This is a genomic window from Siccibacter colletis (genome assembly GCF_000696575.1).
Classification (GTDB): Bacteria; Pseudomonadota; Gammaproteobacteria; order Enterobacterales; family Enterobacteriaceae; genus Siccibacter; species Siccibacter colletis.
In genome coordinates, this window is record NZ_JMSQ01000020.1 from 1 (window position 1) to 16611 (window position 16611).

Below are 16611 nucleotides of genomic sequence, written 5' to 3' on the forward strand. Positions count from 1 at the left end.
CCCCCGCAACCAATTACGATGCTGGCAACGGCCAAAAGCGCGTAATAAAAAGAAGAAGTAGTAAGACGGACGCGGGGTGGAGCAGCCTGGTAGCTCGTCGGGCTCATAACCCGAAGGTCGTCGGTTCAAATCCGGCCCCCGCAACCAACTTATAAATAAGCACCCTTAAGGGTGTTTTTTTATGCCTGAAATTCAGCGCAGCCAAAAAACGGCGCGTTATCCGCGCCGCGCCATCCGTGCATCATCGGCAAAATAGGCTTCAATCCCTGCCAGAATCGACTCCGCCACCTGCTGCTGAAACGCCGCGGTACGCAATTTACGTTCTTCTTCCACGTTACTGATAAACGCCGTTTCCACCAGAATCGACGGGATCTCAGGGGCTTTTAACACCGCAAACCCGGCCTGATCGACGCTGTTTTTGTGCAGCTTATTCACGCCACCCAGCCGCTTGAGCACCTCTTTCCCGAACTTCAGGCTGTCGGTAATGGTGAGCGACTGCACCATGTCGAACATCGTATGGTCGAGATAGCGATCGCCGCTTTTGCTCACCCCACCGATCAAATCCGCGGCGTTCTGCGTCTGCGCCAGATACTTTGCCGCCGTGCTGGTGGCCCCTTTGGTGGAAAGCGCAAATACCGACGACCCCCGCGCCGCGCGGTTGGTGAAGGCATCTGCGTGAATCGAGACGAACAGATCCGCCCGCTGCTTCTGGGCTTTGGCAACGCGCACCTTGAGTGGGATAAACACATCCTCGTTGCGCGTCATAAAGACCTTCATGTTGTTCTTTTTCTCGATCAGAGCGCGCAGACGGCGAGCGATCTGCAGCACCACGTCTTTTTCTCGGGTCTTGTACTTGCCGATAGCGCCGGGATCTTCCCCACCGTGACCGGGATCGATCATGATGACAATCGGGCGATCGCGCCCGGCTTTACCCGGCTGCGGGCCACCGGAGGGGGTTTTCTGCTCCAGTTCACCCTTGTTGTAATCCTCAAGCAGCGCCAGCAGCGGATCTTCCGCGTGATTGCCGTTAGCCGGATAGAGATCCATCACCAGGCGCTCTTTGAACTCAGCCACCGGGGCCAGTGCAAACAGCTGCGGCGACACGTTCTGCTTCAGCTCAAACACCATACGCACGGTATTGGGATCGAACTGGCCGACGCGTGCCGACTGAATAAAGGGATCGTCACTGCGGATCTGGTTGCCCAACCCTTTCAGCACGGCGTTCAGGTTGATCCCTTCGATATCCACCACCACGCGTTCCGGGTTACTCAGCGCAAACTGGCGATATTTCAGCACGCGGTTTGATTCAATGGTCACGCGCGTATAGGTGGAGGCAGGCCAGACGCGCACCGCGATGACCTGGCCTGAAGCCGCCAGCCCAACCTGACTGACGCTTAATAACCACATTGCCCCCGCCCCCTGCAAAAGATGACGACGGCTTACGCCTGAATTAAAACCTGACATGCCACTCCCGGGTAAATAACCTGAAATTCTGCGTAGATTGTTAAAATTGGAGCAAAACTTTAGCGAAAGGCGCTAACGCTGTCATCTATAAAAGGGTAAACATTACGTCATATCTCCTTCACCCTCGGCGCGTACCCTCATGAGCGGATGAAATTCCTGCTTGCACACTGCGCCACAAAAGAATAAAAATACAAAAATTACGAATAAAAATTCAATGAGGGGTTGCCGTGGTTAAGGAGCGTAGAATCGAACTGGTGCAGGGATTCCGCCATTCTGTTCCTTATATTAATGCCCACCGGGGTAAGACATTCGTCATTATGCTTGGCGGCGAAGCCATTGAGCATGAGAACTTCTCCAGCATCGTCAACGATATTGGTCTGCTGCACAGTCTGGGCATCCGCCTGGTGCTGGTTTATGGCGCGCGTCCGCAGATCGACGCAAACCTGGCGGCGCATCATCATGAACCGGTGTACCACAAGCACACGCGCGTGACCGACGCCAAAACCCTCGAACTGGTTAAGCAGGCAGCGGGACTGCTGCAGCTTGATATCACCGCTCGCCTTTCTATGAGCCTGAATAATACGCCGCTGCAGGGCGCACATATCAACGTGGTGAGCGGCAACTTTATTATTGCTCAGCCGTTAGGCGTGGACGACGGCATCGACTACTGCCACAGCGGCCGTATTCGCCGCATCGATGAAGAAGCGATCCACCGTCAGCTCGACAGCGGCGCTATCGTGCTGATGGGGCCGGTTGCCGTATCGGTTACCGGTGAGAGTTTTAACCTCACCTCAGAAGAGATTGCCACCCAGCTGGCGAGCAAACTGAAAGCGGAAAAAATGATTGGCTTCTGCTCGTCTCAGGGCGTCATCGATGACGACGGCAATATTATTTCCGAGCTGTTCCCCAATGAAGCCCAGGCCCGGGTTGAAGCCCTCGAAGAGAAAGGCGACTTTCACTCCGGGACGGTGCGTTTCCTGCGCGGCGCAGTGAAAGCCTGCCGAAGCGGCGTGCGCCGCAGCCACTTAATCAGCTATCAGGAGGATGGCGCGCTGCTGCAGGAGCTGTTTTCCCGCGACGGCATCGGTACGCAGATTGTTATGGAGAGTGCCGAGCAGATCCGCCGGGCTAATATCAACGACATCGGCGGCATCCTTGAGCTAATTCGCCCGCTGGAACAGCAGGGAATTCTGGTGCGCCGCTCCCGCGAGCAGCTGGAAATGGAGATTGATAAGTTCACCATTATTCAGCGCGACAATCTGACCATCGCCTGCGCCGCCCTCTATCCTTTCCCGGAGGAAAAAATCGGCGAGATGGCCTGCGTGGCGGTACATCCGGACTACCGCAGCTCGGCGCGGGGCGAAGTTCTGCTGCAGCGTATTGAAACCCAGGCAAAGCAGATGGGGCTGAGCAAACTGTTTGTACTCACCACGCGCAGCATTCACTGGTTCCAGGAGCGCGGCTTTACGCCAGTGGACATTGACTCTTTGCCTGAGAGTAAAAAAGAGATGTACAACTATCAGCGCCGCTCGAAAGTGCTGATGGCCGACCTCACCTGACAGATTCAGGCTCCCTCTGGAGCCTGGATCTGGTGCGCGCCAAAGATCGCCGTCAGGCCACTGCGCCGTTCAATACGCGTATCTATCGCCTGCTCCAGCACGCGTTCGCTGGCATAGAGCGACAGCTTACTGCGCGCTCGCGTGATGGCGGTATAGACAAGTTCGCGCGACACCACCGGGGTAAACTGCGTCGGCAGCACCAGCGCAGCATGATCAAACTCGGAGCCCTGCGACTTGTGCACCGTCATTACCCATGCCGTCTCGTGAGCCGGTAAACGCCCCGGCTGGACTGACTTAATTGTGCCATCAGGCATCGGGAACCAGACGCGCAGCCCCTGCCCTCGATCCAGCGCAATGCCGATATCGCCGTTGAACAACCCCAGCGCGCTGTCGTTACGCACAATCATCACCGGACGTCCTTCATACCAGCGGGAGAGCGGATCGGGACGAATATGCCTGCCGCGCGCCAGCACCTGCTCAATCTGCTCATTCAGCCCGGCCACGCCAAAGGGCCCTTCACGTAGCGCGCACAACACCTGAAAGCGGCTGAACGCCTCAAGTACCACCTCGGGTGCCGCTCGTGCTGTAATCGCCTGCAAAAATTCGCGATAACCCTGCGCCAGGGCATCCACCATCGCGACGCACTCTTCACGGGTGTGCAGCGACTGCAGCGCGATATCCGCAAACGGCTGCTGAAGTATGCTTTTGACCGCCGCCAGATCGCTACGGTTAACCGCGAAAGCCAGCTGACCGATGCCGGAATCGCTGCCGAAGCGATAACTTTTTTGCAGCAGGCAGAGCGCATCACGCAGCGGCGCTGCTCGCGCCTCATCACCGCACGGCAGCTCGCACCCGGTTAGCCGCTGCAGCTCCCCGGCGCGTGATGAGGTATAGCCGTAGCTGGCGAAGTGGCAGACATCGCCCAGCACCGCCCCCGCCTCGACCGAGGCCAGCTGATCGCGGTCGCCTAAAAAGATCACTCGCGCCGCGGGCGGCAGCGCCTCGATCAGCCGCGCCATCATCGGCAGGTCGATCATCGAGGCTTCATCCACCACCAGCACGTCGAGATGCAACGGGTTATCGCGGTGATGCCGCATGCGCTGGCTCCCCGGCTGCGCGCCTAACAGACGATGCAGCGTGCGCGCCTCCGCCGGGAACAGCGCCTTTTGCGCATCGTTGATCGGGAGCTGGCGCAGCGCTTTGCCGAGCGACTCGGTCAGACGCGCCGCGGCTTTACCGGTCGGCGCTGCCAGCTGAATGCGCGGCGGTTTATCCTGCGCCATCTGCAGTAGTGCGGCCAGCAGCTTCGCCACGGTGGTGGTTTTACCGGTGCCCGGCCCGCCGGAGATCACCGAGATACGCCGCGTCAGCGCTACCGCTGCGGCAACTTTCTGCCAGTTAAGGGCTTCGTCACCGGGAAACAGCGCATTGAGCGTAGCCGCTATGCGTGCTTCGTCGTGCTCAATAACGCGGTTGCCGTCGCGGAAAAACGCGGCCACGCACTGCTCGTTGCGCCACATGCGGTTAAAGTAGAGACGATTATCGATAAGCTTGAGCGGCGCAGGCTCGTCGTCTTTGGCGACCGCAGGTGAGTGCTGCAGCACCGCGCGCCAGTCACCTTCCACGCCCGCCTCATCGAACAGCGCTTTCGCCAGTGTGGCATCACGCCAGGCAAAGCTGTCGTGCGGCGTCAGGGATGCCAGCGGCAGGCACACATGTCCCTCACCGGCGTCAAAACTCAGTTGCGCCGCAGCCAGCATCAGGGCGGGTTCGTCTTCGCCAGCAATCATCATGGCAAATTGCGCATCCAGCGGCCGCAGACATTTACGCTCCACGGCCTGGATCAGTAGCTCACGCATTTTCATTGCGTCTTCTCCCCGGCAGTTTCGCCGGCAAACAATTTATCCATTTTTTCAATCAATACCGCGTCCGGGCGCGTGGTGAAAATGCCCTGACTGGCGCCATCGCCCTCAACGCCGCGTAAAAAGAGATAAATGACGCCGCCGAAGTGGCGATCGTAGTCATAGTCGGCCATACGATGGCGCAGATAACGATGCAACGCCAGGGTATAGAGCTGATACTGAAGATCGTAGCGGTGCGATTGCATAGCACGCGCCATTGCCTCACGGGTATAGGCTTCTCCGCTGTCACCCAACCAGTTGGATTTATAGTCCAGCAGGTAATAGCGCCCCTGCCAGCGGAACACCAGGTCAATAAAGCCCTTCAGCATACCGCGCACCTGACGGAAGTTTAGCGGTGGGCAATCCGCCGACAGCGGGTCGTAATGACGAATCAGGGCATCAAGCGCCTGGGGCTGTAGAGGGGCGTCAATCGGGATATAGAACTCCAGTTCCACCTGTTTCTCTTTTGCGCCCAGCTGCCGTAGCGACACGCCCGTTTCGTTGAGCGGCGCCTGCAGAATGGCCTCCAGCCAGTCGGTCAACACCGGTTGCCAGCTCTCATCAAACCCACCGAGCTGCAACTGCTCGGTTACCCACTGCGCCTCAACCGGCTGGGTAAAATCAAGGCTCTCAAACAGGCCGTGCAGAAAGGTACCTGGCGAAGCGCCGCGCGGAAAGTTGTGGGCCGAGGGGGCGGCAGGCTCTGCAGGATGCGCTTCTCCGGCGGCATCCAGGTCGAGTCCCGGCATCAGATCCTGCGCCACGCTGGCTCCGTGCTGCTGCAATCCTGAATAACTGGTGACCCGCCAGTCATCAACCACGCGCCTTGCCAGCGCTCGCGCGCCAAGCTCTGCGGTTTCGCGCACCGGCGGCAGCCAGGGGGAATCATCGTCCGCTTCCGGGCGCAGCAGTGCTACCGGACCGTGACAAAACGCCTCAAGACAGGCCACAAGCTGCGATGCTTCCAGCGCATCGCCTTTTTGGAGCAGGCGTCCGATAGCGCTCTGATGAAAATGGGTAGCGCCCTTCTTCGCCCCGCGCCCGCGGAACAGCGGCGCAATCCCCAGGCTGCAGTGCCAGATTGAACGGGTCAGCGCCACATAAAGCAGACGCAAATCTTCCGCCAGGCGCTCGGCTTCGGCAAGCTCAAGGCTCTGCGGGTCTTTGTCGAGGTCCAGTACCGCGTCAAAGGTGGTACGGTCATGGTAGAAGGCCTGATCCTGCTCGCGGAAATTGGCGATAAACGGCAGCCAGACCAACGGATATTCCAGCCCCTTCGATTTATGAATCGTGACGATCTGCACCAGATGCCGGTCGCTCTCCAGCCGTAGCTGCTGACTTGATGCATTAGCATCTGGCTCGGCAATGTGCTGCGCCAGCCAGCGTACCAGCGCGTGTTCGCTGTCGGTCTGGGCAGAGGCCTCCTGCAGCAGCTCACTGAGATGCAGAATATCGGTCAGGCGTCGCTCACCGCCCGGCGTAGCCAGTAGATTTTCCGCTACCTGACGCCGCGTCATCAGCGCCCGCAGCATGGGCATCACACCGCGCTTCAGCCACACCTGGCGATAGCCGTCAAACTCGTCCACCAGCGTATCCCAGGCCTGCTCGTCATTATTCAGCAGCTCAATGTCTACCGCTGTCAGCCCCAGCATGCTGGTCGCCATAGCGCTGCGCAGCGCATTTTCAACTTCCGGAGCCAGCACTGCCTGCAATAGCCAGAGCAGCTCCAGCGCTTCCGGCGTACTGAAAACGCTGTCGCGATTCGAAAGATAGACAGAAGGTATATTCAGCGCATATAGCGCATCGCGGATGAGCGCGGCCTCGTTACGGCTGCGCACCAGCACGGTAATATCGGAGGCCGCGACTGGCCGCGCGGTCTCGCCGCGCCATAGTAGCGCGTCACCGCGCAGGCCCGCAGCCAGCCAGTCGCGGATCTGCTGGGCGCAGACGCGTGCCATAAAATGTTGGTAATCACTTACTCCGACGCCATCGCCCTCCATCAGGCAGAGCGCCATCGCAGGCTGGGTTTCACCTTGCCAGGTAAAACGTAATCCGCTGTTGCGCGGCGCCGACTTTACCGCCTGAAACGGGATATCGCGGAACAGGAAAGGATTATCTACCTGTGAAAACAGACGGTTCACGCACTCAATCATCGCGGGCGATGAGCGCCAGTTAGTATCCAGAGTGTAGTGAGCGCTAACTTCGTTGCGTGCCTTCATATAGGTAAAGATATCCGCGCCGCGAAAAGCGTAGATGGCCTGCTTTGGATCGCCAATCAGCAGCAGGGCGGTTCCTTCCTGTCCATGCCAGATGCGATGAAAGATACGGTACTGCTGTGGATCGGTGTCCTGAAACTCATCGATCATCGCCGCGGGAAAACGGGTGCGGATAGCCAGCGCCAGCGCCTCCCCACCGGGCTGCTGCAGGGCGCTATCGAGGCGGCTGAGCATATCGTCAAAGCCCAGTTCACCGCGGCGGCGTTTCTCTTTGGCAACCGTGGCGCGGATCTCAGCCATTGCCCGGGTGATAACCAGGTCGCGCAACGTCAGCGGCTGGGCCAGTAAAGCATCAATAGCGCTGAACAGCGGATGACGTGGCGGCTCTCCACCTTCTTTAATGCGGCTATCAAGAAAACTCTGGGCAAATTTCCCCAGCGCCTCAGGCGGCGTATAGCTGACGGTGCTCTCCTGCGCCCAGGCATTCACCTTGTCCATATAGCCGGCCTGGTTTTTACGGTTGAAGCGCTGCCGGTTGATGCCGGAGTTTTCGATAATTGCGTCCAGCTCGGGCTGCGCCTCGCGCCACAATGCTTTTACTTCATCGATCAGCGCGACCAGTCTTTCATGCCGGGCCTCAATGGTTTCATCATCCGCAGGGGGCGTTTTGATGCGCGGCGCTTCGCCGCTGAGGTAAAAGTTGATGTCCCGCAGCAGATCGTCCGGGCCACTCCAGGTCTCGCTGATCACCTGAGCCACTGATTTCGGCAGCGGGTAGCAGTGACGTCGCCAGAAATCGGCGCAGGCCTGATATCGCAGCAGCGACTCGTCTTCAATCAGCTTCAGCTCAAACGGCATGCCGGACTCAAAAGCATTCAGGCTAAGCATGCGCTGGCAAAAACCGTGGATGGTAAAAATAGCCGCCTCATCCATCTGCCGTTCGGCCAGTAGCAGCGTTTTCGCCGCATGGGGCTTGTCGTCAATTTCATCCAGCAGACTGCTGTAGAGCGGGTTATCACTCTGACCGCGCACGCAGGCGATACGCAATTCGTGAATATTGGCGCGAATACGCCCGCGGAGCTCCTCGGTGGCAGCCTCGGTGAACGTCACCACCAGCAGCTCTTCAACCGAAAGCGGTCGTGGAAACGCCTTCTCCTCACCCAGCCCCAACAGCAGGCGCAGATAGAGCGCTGCAATGGTGAAGGTTTTTCCCGTCCCCGCAGACGCTTCAATGAGCCGCTCACCGGTAAGCGGCAAACGTAACGGATTAAGCGGTTCTGCGGGGGAAATCATTCTTTCTCACTCACTAGCGGTAATGTTTTTTGCAGGTTGCTGACGTTATCCCACTCTTTCCAGCCTGTCGGCGCGGCATAGCCTGGCTTGCCAGCCTGCTGGCCGGAAATTTGCGACAGAATAGCCATGCCCTGGGGTGCCACCACCGCCTTGTGGAAGAAATCAGCAAGCTGATGCGGCGTCAGCGCATCAATGCTGGCTACAACCTTGTCGCGCGAATCGAAGCGCATATTACCACGATCGAAGTCTTTACTCAGTTTCGATGCTTCTTCGCCAAGCGTCTGGGGAGCCTGCAGCATCTGGCTGATAACCCCCTGTTTAATCTGATTAAACGTGGTTTCATCCATCCCGCGTAGCCGTTTTTCTACATCAGGGAAAAACGCCTCGTAGCGCTGCCAGAGATAAGCAGGCTGTTTATCACTGCTCTGTAGCAGGAAGCCCACCCCCCACTGACGGCCCACGCTCATCGGGAATGCAAACACGGCATACCCGAGTTGCTCCTCGGTGCGCAGCTGATTGTAAAACCAAGGCTGCACGATTTGCCCCAGCATGGCGCTGGATGCTGCGCTGCTCGCTTCGCTATAGCCTTTTGGGACAAATACTGCAGCCAGTGCGGAGTCAGTGGTAATGCCAGGCTTGTTGAATAACACCTGCTGCGTCTTCTCTACCTCAACATCCCGGTTCCGACTCCATGCCGCCCCCTCTGTTCCCAGTGAGGTTTTCACCGTCCGGCCAAACTGTATCGCCTGCGCCGCACTCATGTTTCCTATCACCATACATTCAGGGCTGGCGTTAGTTTTAAGCATTGACCGATAGGCATATACCTCGTCCAGGGTAATCGAGGGGAGTAGCGCCCGACGATCCTCGCGCTGGAAATAAGGCACCTGAGATAACATCTGCACCGGCATGATGGCCTGATCGTAGGCTTTTCCTTTCTCGGCGGAATCCATCATGCGGGCATACCATGATTTCGCCTGCGCCAGTTGTTCATTGGTTGCCGTATAACTGAAATAGCCCTCCAGCAACGCCTGATAAAGATGCGGCAGCCGCTGTGTGTAGCCATTGGCATTTACCATCAGCCCGTTGTTTGCATTGGTGGAAAAGCCAATCCCGCCGACCGCCGCCTGATTGCTTAGCTCATCCAGCGCCAGGCCAGCGAGGTAGTCGTTTAGCGCGAAAAGCACCTGATGCCGTGCGCTGTCCATTGCTTTCGGGTTGCGGAGCACTACGGACACATCTGCCCGGGGTTCGCTGGCGAAGTACTGGCTGGGCTGATAAATCACCCGCAGGCCAGGCTCATCCACCAACAGCTCTGGGTGCTTATAAGCCTTGTCGGCTTTGATCAACGTGAAATCATCCGGGATATAGGGATTAAGCGCCGGTAACGTCAATGCGATCTGCTGCGCTTGTTGCTGCCATCCACGGAAGGTCGTTGCCGGGATTTTTTCAACCTGATAAGGCGCCTGGACAAAATAGGCCGTTTTATTATGCGGCTCATCCGGGCTGATGTACCAGATGCGGGCATTTTCAGGCGTCATCATGTCCAGGCGTGATTTAATTGCCTGCGGGTCATAGCGGTCAGCCAGGTTAACCACGTCTAAGGTATGTTCGACCGGAACCCTGATCATTGAGTCAGCCAGCCACTCTACATATCCCATATCGCGGGTAATCGAGGGATAGCGAAAATCGAGATCCAGTACCCGCGCCAGCTCATCGAAATAGCGCTTATCAACACCTTTCTCGCGCAGCAGGTTCAGATAGCTAAAGACGGCAGCCACCACCTTATCACGCTGTTCGAGTCCTTTATCGGTTAAGGCTATGGAGATGGCAAACACCCCGCTATTGCCGGTTACCACGGGATCTGAATCAGCGCGTACGCTTTCAGCCAACCCTTGCGACTGCAGCCAGTCGGAAAGCGTGCCCTGACTACGATTGCCGATCAGATATCCCACCAGCTCGTCGGTTTTGCTGCGAAACTGGTCGCTGTTATTATCGATACGAAACTCAACGCGGACCATTTTTCTCGGCTGGGCAGGCACGTAGTGCAAAATAATGCCTTTCTGAGCGTCAGTAACCACCGGCACGCTAATTTCCGGCTTCGTTATCGATTTATTGGGGATGCGTCCCCATGTACTGGCCGCCAGCTGAGCCAGCTCGGGTAACGGCTTGTTGCTATAAACCACGGCTTTCATGATGTTGGCAGAGTAGTATTTATCGTGAAACGCCCGTAGCGCCTCATGTACTGGGCTACCGGGCTTGTCGCTTAGCGTCTCAAGATTACCACCTGAAAAGCGCGCGCCTGGATGTGCCGGATTAAGCGTTTCGGCGCTGACCTGAGCCATGCGCATACCATCTCTCGCCCGAGCCAGCGTTAGCTCGGCATTTACCGCGTTACGCTCACGTGCAGCATATTTTTTTGCCAGTAAAGGTTCAGCGATGGCATCAGCAAGACGATCTACCGCGCCTTCCAGCGCATCGTTTTCCACCTCCAGGTAGTAGGCAGTACGGTAGGGTGCAGTACTGGCATTATGGCTACCGCCGTGCATCTTGAGATACTCAGAAAGCGCATCGGGCTGCGGATACTTTTTCGACCCCATCAGCGACATATGTTCCAGATAGTGCGCCAGCCCGGCGTGGCTGTCCGGGTCCTGAAGCGAACCTACCGGTACAACCAGAGCCGACAGGGATTTCACCGCTTTCGCATCGGATACCAGCAGCACAACCATTCCATTATCGAGGCGAATCGCCTGGTACTGGCGGTTATCCTTTTCGCTTTTCCTGATGGTTTCCTGTATGGGTTGCCAGGTTTGCGCGGCCTGACTTAAAGGTGCCCAGAGGGCAAAAGAGAACAGACATGCTTTAATCCAGGTGCGGTACACGGGCATTAACGAACCTCACAATCGCGTTACTTCGGCTAATCATCATTTATTGCTTGCCGCGGCCTGTATTCGGCAGCAGTCATTTTCCGGCCCGGGCATAATCTGGTTATGATGCCAGGCACCGGATCCGGTCGCTTCATAACTTATTCAGGCTGGTTAAACCGAAACAGCGGTAGCAGATAACGCTGCGCCTGTTCAATAATGGCGGCCTGGTACTCTGGCACCATACCGCGCCACAACCGCTGATACCAAATATCACTACCTTCGCCTTCAACCATCTGATTTCCCTCAAAGGCCTGAAGCAGCTTGTTAAGCGCTTTTTGCTGGGTCTCTTCATCCCACAAAATAGCGTCCGTCGTTGCGTCATAACAGGCTTCAAGCCAGGCACCACCGCTTTTTGGCAGCAGGATCAGCGGTGTAGTCAGCCCCTGCTGATAACCCTGAATCAGCGCCGCGAGATAGGTTTTCGCCTGTGACGCATCCATTGCCGGGAAGCGCCACTGGGTATCTTTGCGTCCATACAACCGGCTTTCACCGTTATAACCTGAAGCAGAGTAGACAAGATGTTCGAGCCAGAGTTGCAATCCTTCACGCACACCGGGTATCGACGGACGCCAGCGCAGCAGGCCATCCGGCTGTACCTGCATTAACCAGCCGGTCAAACGTACACCATCGAGGGTCAGATCGATTTCCAGACTCTCGCTTTCCACCCTCCCTGCCAGTACTTTGTCTGCCAGAGACTGCATCTCAGCCAGCTGCGATTCCCAGAATATTTCGCCAAAAGCGCCGTAAGGCAGCTCGCCCGCGGCGCGGTAGCGGCGGAATAGCGGCTCCGGATCTCGCGACTCAACCAGGGCGTTCAGCAGCTGCTGATTAAGCTGATACCGGCTGAGCCCATCCAGGGTGAACGGCTCAGCGTCCGGCAGGCCTGGCTCTTCCAGGCGGAAATTGACCCCAAGACGCATCTGGAAAAATGCCCGTACCGGATGGCGCCAGAAGCGCTGAAGCTGCTCAAAGCTGATTTCCTCTTCAATGCGCGCCGGTAAGGTTTTGATGAAAGCTTCATGAGGCACGCCCTCTTCCGATGCGGCGGGCAGCCACTCGCGTGCGTAGCTCTGGCGCTCATGACCCGGCAGAAAGTTTGCCGCGTCAAAGGGGGTACGGGTATGTACCTGTACCAGATGTGCTTTGACGCGCGACGCGCTTTCGTCGCAGTTGAGCGCCTCGTCCCCCGTCAGGTAATGGCTCTGGCCGATATAATCCAGCAACTCCTGAACCAGCACAGAAGGGAAACGTTCGCTGTTGTCCTGAATATCGCGACCGATATAGCTGATATACAGTTTTTGTTGCGCTGAAATCAGCGCTTCGAGGAAAAGATAACGATCGTCATCCCGACGACTGCGATCGCCGCGCACCGGTTTCTGACTCATCAGATCGAAGCCGAGCGGCGCAAGGGTTCGCGGGTAAACACCATCATTCATGCCCAGCAGGCACACTGCCTTAAATGGGATAGATCGCATTGGCATTAACGTGCAGAAGTTAACCGGGCCGGCCAGAAAGCGCTGGCTGATACGCTCCTGATCCAGACGCTGCGCCAGCTCATCGCGTAGCAGCGTGAGCGGCACTTCGCGCTGATAACGGGATTCAACGCCCTGCTCAATCATGGCCTGCCACTGCTGCTCAATAAGCGCCAGTGCCGCTTCGGTTTCCGGATCCGCTGCAAAAAAACTCTCCAGCATATCGCGACAAACCGGTAGCCATTCAACCAGTGGCCGCGCCTGCGTTAAGCCCCTGCGCCAGAGGTTCAGCTGCATCAGCAGATCGGCAAGATGCCCAACCAGTGCTGCAATCAGCCCGCTTGATTCGTCATAGGGCAGGACGTCGCGCCACTCCCCGACGCTGCTTTCCATCGCATAACCGAGCAGCATACGGGTTAAGCCGAACTGCCAGGTGTGTTGTCCGGTGGCGGGGAGTGAAAAATCGCGGACGTTGTCATCATCCATTCCCCAGCGAACGCCTGATTCATGCACCCACAGGCGCAGATAGCGCAGCCCTTCTTCGTCAATGTTAAAGCGTGCGGCAAGCGATGGCACTTCCAGCAGCGCCAGCACGTCTTCCGACACAAAACGGCTATCTGGCAGCGAAAGCAGTGTTAAAAAGGCCTGAACTGCCGGGTGTGCTTCACGGGCGCGGCGGTCGGAAATAGCAAACGGTAGCCACCGATCGCTGCTGGCACTGCCAAATACGGCCTGGATATACGGGCTGTAGCTGTCGATATCGGCAACCATGACGATAATATCGCGCGGGGTCAGCTCGGGATCGTTTTCTAGCATAGCCAGCAGCTGATCGTGCAGGATCTCTACCTCACGCTGCGGGCTATGGCAGATATGGAAAGTGACGCTGCGATCGTCAGGCGAAAGCTGACGTTTTTGTACGCTAGTTTCATACGTTTCCAGCGTGCTGCCTTCAACCGCTGCGTTGTGCAGCTCCAGCAGATCGTGGTGAATATTGCGCAGTAACGTGCCGGGTTCGGTGTCAACGAAGACATCAAACTCTTCAAAACGCTCCAGGCCTGAAAGCAAAAAGGTATAGTCGCGCCCCAACTTACCCCACGAAGCCAGAAGCGGATTACCAACCTCCTGCTCGCCATCATCGTTAAACAACGAGGGCGCAGCATCGTTATCTTTAAACAACGCACGGCTTTCGGCCTGAGCCGTACGCTGACGGCGTCGGCTCTGAAGCCGTGCAAGAAAAGTCGGATCCTTGATGTCGCCCCAGTAGTAACGACAGGGGTTGGTAAACAGCAGGTGGACATCAATATGTTTCCCTAACGCTTCCAGCGCCTGCAGGTAGACCGGTGGTAAAGCGGAAATCCCACAGATAAACACACGGGAAGGCAACCCTGGCGGGCAACTCTCGGCACGCTCAAGCGTAGTGATAAAACGCTGATACAGATTGGCACGATGCCATCCGGGTTGCCCCAGCGCGTCGGTATGCTCCACCAGCGCTTTCCAGAGCGGAGCCTGCCAGCGCTGAGCATCGTCCAGACCGTCGATAAGGTCCCCGGCCTCCCAGCGACTTAACCACTCCGGCCGGTAAACCAGATACTGATCGTAAAGATCGGCAATTCGCGATGCCAACTGGAAGAGCTTACGGTCATCGTCGTCCTCCTGCAGATAATGCCCCAGCATGGCAAATTCCGGGCGGGACAGCATCTCCGGCAAAATGCTCATCAATTTCCAGCTCATGCTCTGCTTGGTGAATGCGCTCTCTTTTGGGATCCCGTCGAGCACATTAATGAACATTTCCCAGATGAAACGTGCAGGGAGGGGAAAATCAATGTTTGCCGCCACACCAAAACGACGAGCAAGGGTCATCTGAAGCCATTGCGCCATACCGGTGCTTTGCACCAGTACCACTTCAGATTCAAAAGGATCGTCAAGCCGCTGGCGTTCAACGATGAACTCCATGATTTCTTCCAGAACATCCAGGCGGTTTGAGTGATAAACCCGTAACATGCTCGCTCCTGACAACCCTAACGCGAAATTTCATTTACCGGGCAGTGACGTCGCGTCAGTTGCCCTTCCCGGCCCGAAGGGCTGGTTACCGTAGCGGTGATGCTGACACATCCCGCCCCTGATGTCTGCATCCGGCTCACCTTCCAGCGCACTGGGAGCGTGGGCGGCAGAATATCGGCCTGCTCCTGCGCAATACGCCACAGCTGCCGGTACTGCCACTGTGCATTGAACCCCTCTTTCACAACGCGGTGATAACCCATCAACGAAGTACTGACGAGGACCATCAGTACCATTGCCATCATTACTTCAATCAGGCTGAAACCTGCTTCGCAGGACGTCATGGAAGTTTGCATCGCAAGGCCTCCTTGAAAGGGCAAAAATCGGACCAGCGGTGAGGCAAAGGCATAATGATGCCCTGCTCATAAGCAGCAGCCTGCCAGAGTGTTATTGTCTTTTGCCCCTCCCCTCCTACCCCCGCGAGCATCACGCGGTTTCTTGCCGTCATCAATACACACGCGCGGGAGAAAGCCAGGTCGGTTAGGCGGCACTGCCAGCTTGCTGTTGGCTGCCACGGCTGATGGATCCCCCAGCTCAGCGCGGCCTCAGCCTGTACGAAGGCTTTAATCGCCGCACTTTCGCTTACCGCGGCAGCGCGTTGCGGATTCAATTGTAGCTGTAACCCGCCCAGCATCAGACCACCGCATAGCAACAGCAGCATGACCATGCCAATCGAAGAGAAACCATTCATCTTGTTCATGGCAGGTTATACCCGGTTACCTGATGGCTGACTCTGTAGGTTTGCTCACTATTTCGTGTTGCGACGGCATCAAGTGTGACAATCATTCGGGGAGGGTAGCCCTGCAGATTACGCGTAACGACCTGAAAATCGGTGATGCTAAACAGCGCTGGTTCGCTTATCTTCTCCCAGCCGCTATCTGTGCACGCTCTCGCACCGCGTAAGGTTTCCAGCGCATTATCATGCAGCCGAAACCCGGTCAGCTCTGATTCGCCGGGAATGGCCTTTTCCCACACGCCATTATTATTCGCATCCCAGCGCACAATAATGCATCGCCCATTATTACTTACCGTCAGTCCTTCTCCGGAACAGGGGCCAGCGCAATACCCTGCACGTTGAAGATGCTTTCCAATAACCCTGGCCATCATCCAGAGATCCTCCTGAATGATAATGTCCTGAGACTGACGCAACACCGCCATTTGCAGTGAGGGCAGCAGCTTCAGCGAACTGAGCATCAACGTACTGCTGATTGCCATAGCAATCAGTATTTCCAGTAGTGAGAAGCCACGCGCTATTGGCATACCGCCTCCCCTGGCGTGTCGACAATACGAATACGTCCCCACACCGACGAAACGACGAGTCGCTCCCCGGCGCGATTACAGATACGTATATGCCCAGGCCATGCTGAGTTACGTAAGCCATAAAATGCCAGCCCCTCAGTGAGCTCCGCCAGGCGAATATCGGGCCATTCAGACATAAACTGAAAAGTCGTCCCCTTCAGACAGGGTTCGCCAGTCGACCCGTTACTGACAAGGCACCACATTTCGCCGTTGCGCTGCAGCCGCACCTGGTGGTCATGGTTATGCCAGTTGGCATTATTTCGTAATAGCGTAAGCCAGGTGCGGATTTGCCGGGCGGTTTGATCGAGTCTCTGCTGTGCCTGCCACTGCTGCCACGCTGAAACCCCACCGGCACTCAGAATGAGCACAACGATCATTGCTACCATCATTTCCACGAGGCTAAAGCCCTGTTGTTTTCTGTTCAT

Annotated in this window: 10 protein-coding genes and 1 tRNA gene; 2 read left to right on the top strand and 9 right to left on the bottom strand. The window is 57.0% G+C overall.

Annotation, left to right across the window (positions count from 1 at the left end):
* The first annotated feature begins 70 nt into the window (after positions 1 to 70).
* Positions 71 to 147, top strand: a tRNA-Met gene (locus ET34_RS0116705).
* A gap of 69 nt (positions 148 to 216) precedes the next feature.
* Here the strand turns inward: ET34_RS0116705 and amiC are convergent.
* Positions 217 to 1464, bottom strand: coding sequence for an N-acetylmuramoyl-L-alanine amidase AmiC (gene amiC / locus ET34_RS0116710; RefSeq protein ID WP_031523955.1), 1248 nt, complete (start codon positions 1462 to 1464; stop codon positions 217 to 219).
* Between the two features lie 227 nt (positions 1465 to 1691).
* Between amiC and argA the strand changes: the two genes are divergently transcribed.
* Positions 1692 to 3023 carry an amino-acid N-acetyltransferase gene (argA, locus tag ET34_RS0116715; protein WP_031523958.1) on the top strand — a complete coding sequence of 444 codons (1332 nt, stop codon included), beginning with the start codon at positions 1692 to 1694 and terminating at the stop codon, positions 3021 to 3023.
* A gap of 5 nt (positions 3024 to 3028) precedes the next feature.
* Here argA and recD read toward each other — a convergent pair whose 3' ends face one another.
* The 8 genes from recD to ET34_RS0116755 form a co-directional block, all read right to left on the bottom strand.
* On the bottom strand, positions 3029 to 4888 hold the full coding sequence (gene recD / locus ET34_RS0116720; RefSeq protein ID WP_031523960.1) for an exodeoxyribonuclease V subunit alpha: 1860 nt from the start codon (positions 4886 to 4888) through the stop codon (positions 3029 to 3031).
* The gene (gene recB, locus ET34_RS0116725) at positions 4885 to 8433 is read right to left on the bottom strand and encodes an exodeoxyribonuclease V subunit beta (RefSeq protein ID WP_031523962.1); all 3549 of its coding nucleotides are present in this window, start codon (positions 8431 to 8433) and stop codon (positions 4885 to 4887) included. The genes recD and recB overlap by 4 nt, the downstream gene beginning before the upstream one ends.
* The gene (gene ptrA, locus ET34_RS0116730; protein WP_031523964.1) at positions 8430 to 11318 is read right to left on the bottom strand and encodes a pitrilysin; all 2889 of its coding nucleotides are present in this window, start codon (positions 11316 to 11318) and stop codon (positions 8430 to 8432) included. Before ptrA ends, recB begins: the two co-directional genes overlap by 4 nt.
* Before the next feature lie 137 nt (positions 11319 to 11455).
* The gene (recC, locus tag ET34_RS0116735; RefSeq protein WP_031523966.1) at positions 11456 to 14830 is read right to left on the bottom strand and encodes an exodeoxyribonuclease V subunit gamma; all 3375 of its coding nucleotides are present in this window, start codon (positions 14828 to 14830) and stop codon (positions 11456 to 11458) included.
* Between the two features lie 17 nt (positions 14831 to 14847).
* Positions 14848 to 15183 carry a prepilin-type N-terminal cleavage/methylation domain-containing protein gene (locus tag ET34_RS0116740; protein WP_031523968.1) on the bottom strand — a complete coding sequence of 112 codons (336 nt, stop codon included), beginning with the start codon at positions 15181 to 15183 and terminating at the stop codon, positions 14848 to 14850.
* The gene (locus tag ET34_RS0116745) at positions 15168 to 15587 is read right to left on the bottom strand and encodes a DUF2509 family protein (RefSeq protein ID WP_051640567.1); all 420 of its coding nucleotides are present in this window, start codon (positions 15585 to 15587) and stop codon (positions 15168 to 15170) included. Before ET34_RS0116745 ends, ET34_RS0116740 begins: the two co-directional genes overlap by 16 nt.
* Complete coding sequence (locus ET34_RS0116750; protein WP_031523972.1) at positions 15584 to 16147, bottom strand: prepilin peptidase-dependent protein; 564 nt, start codon at positions 16145 to 16147, stop codon at positions 15584 to 15586. Before ET34_RS0116750 ends, ET34_RS0116745 begins: the two co-directional genes overlap by 4 nt.
* Positions 16138 to 16611, bottom strand: coding sequence for a prepilin peptidase-dependent protein (locus tag ET34_RS0116755; RefSeq protein WP_031523974.1), 474 nt, complete (start codon positions 16609 to 16611; stop codon positions 16138 to 16140). The genes ET34_RS0116750 and ET34_RS0116755 overlap by 10 nt, the downstream gene beginning before the upstream one ends.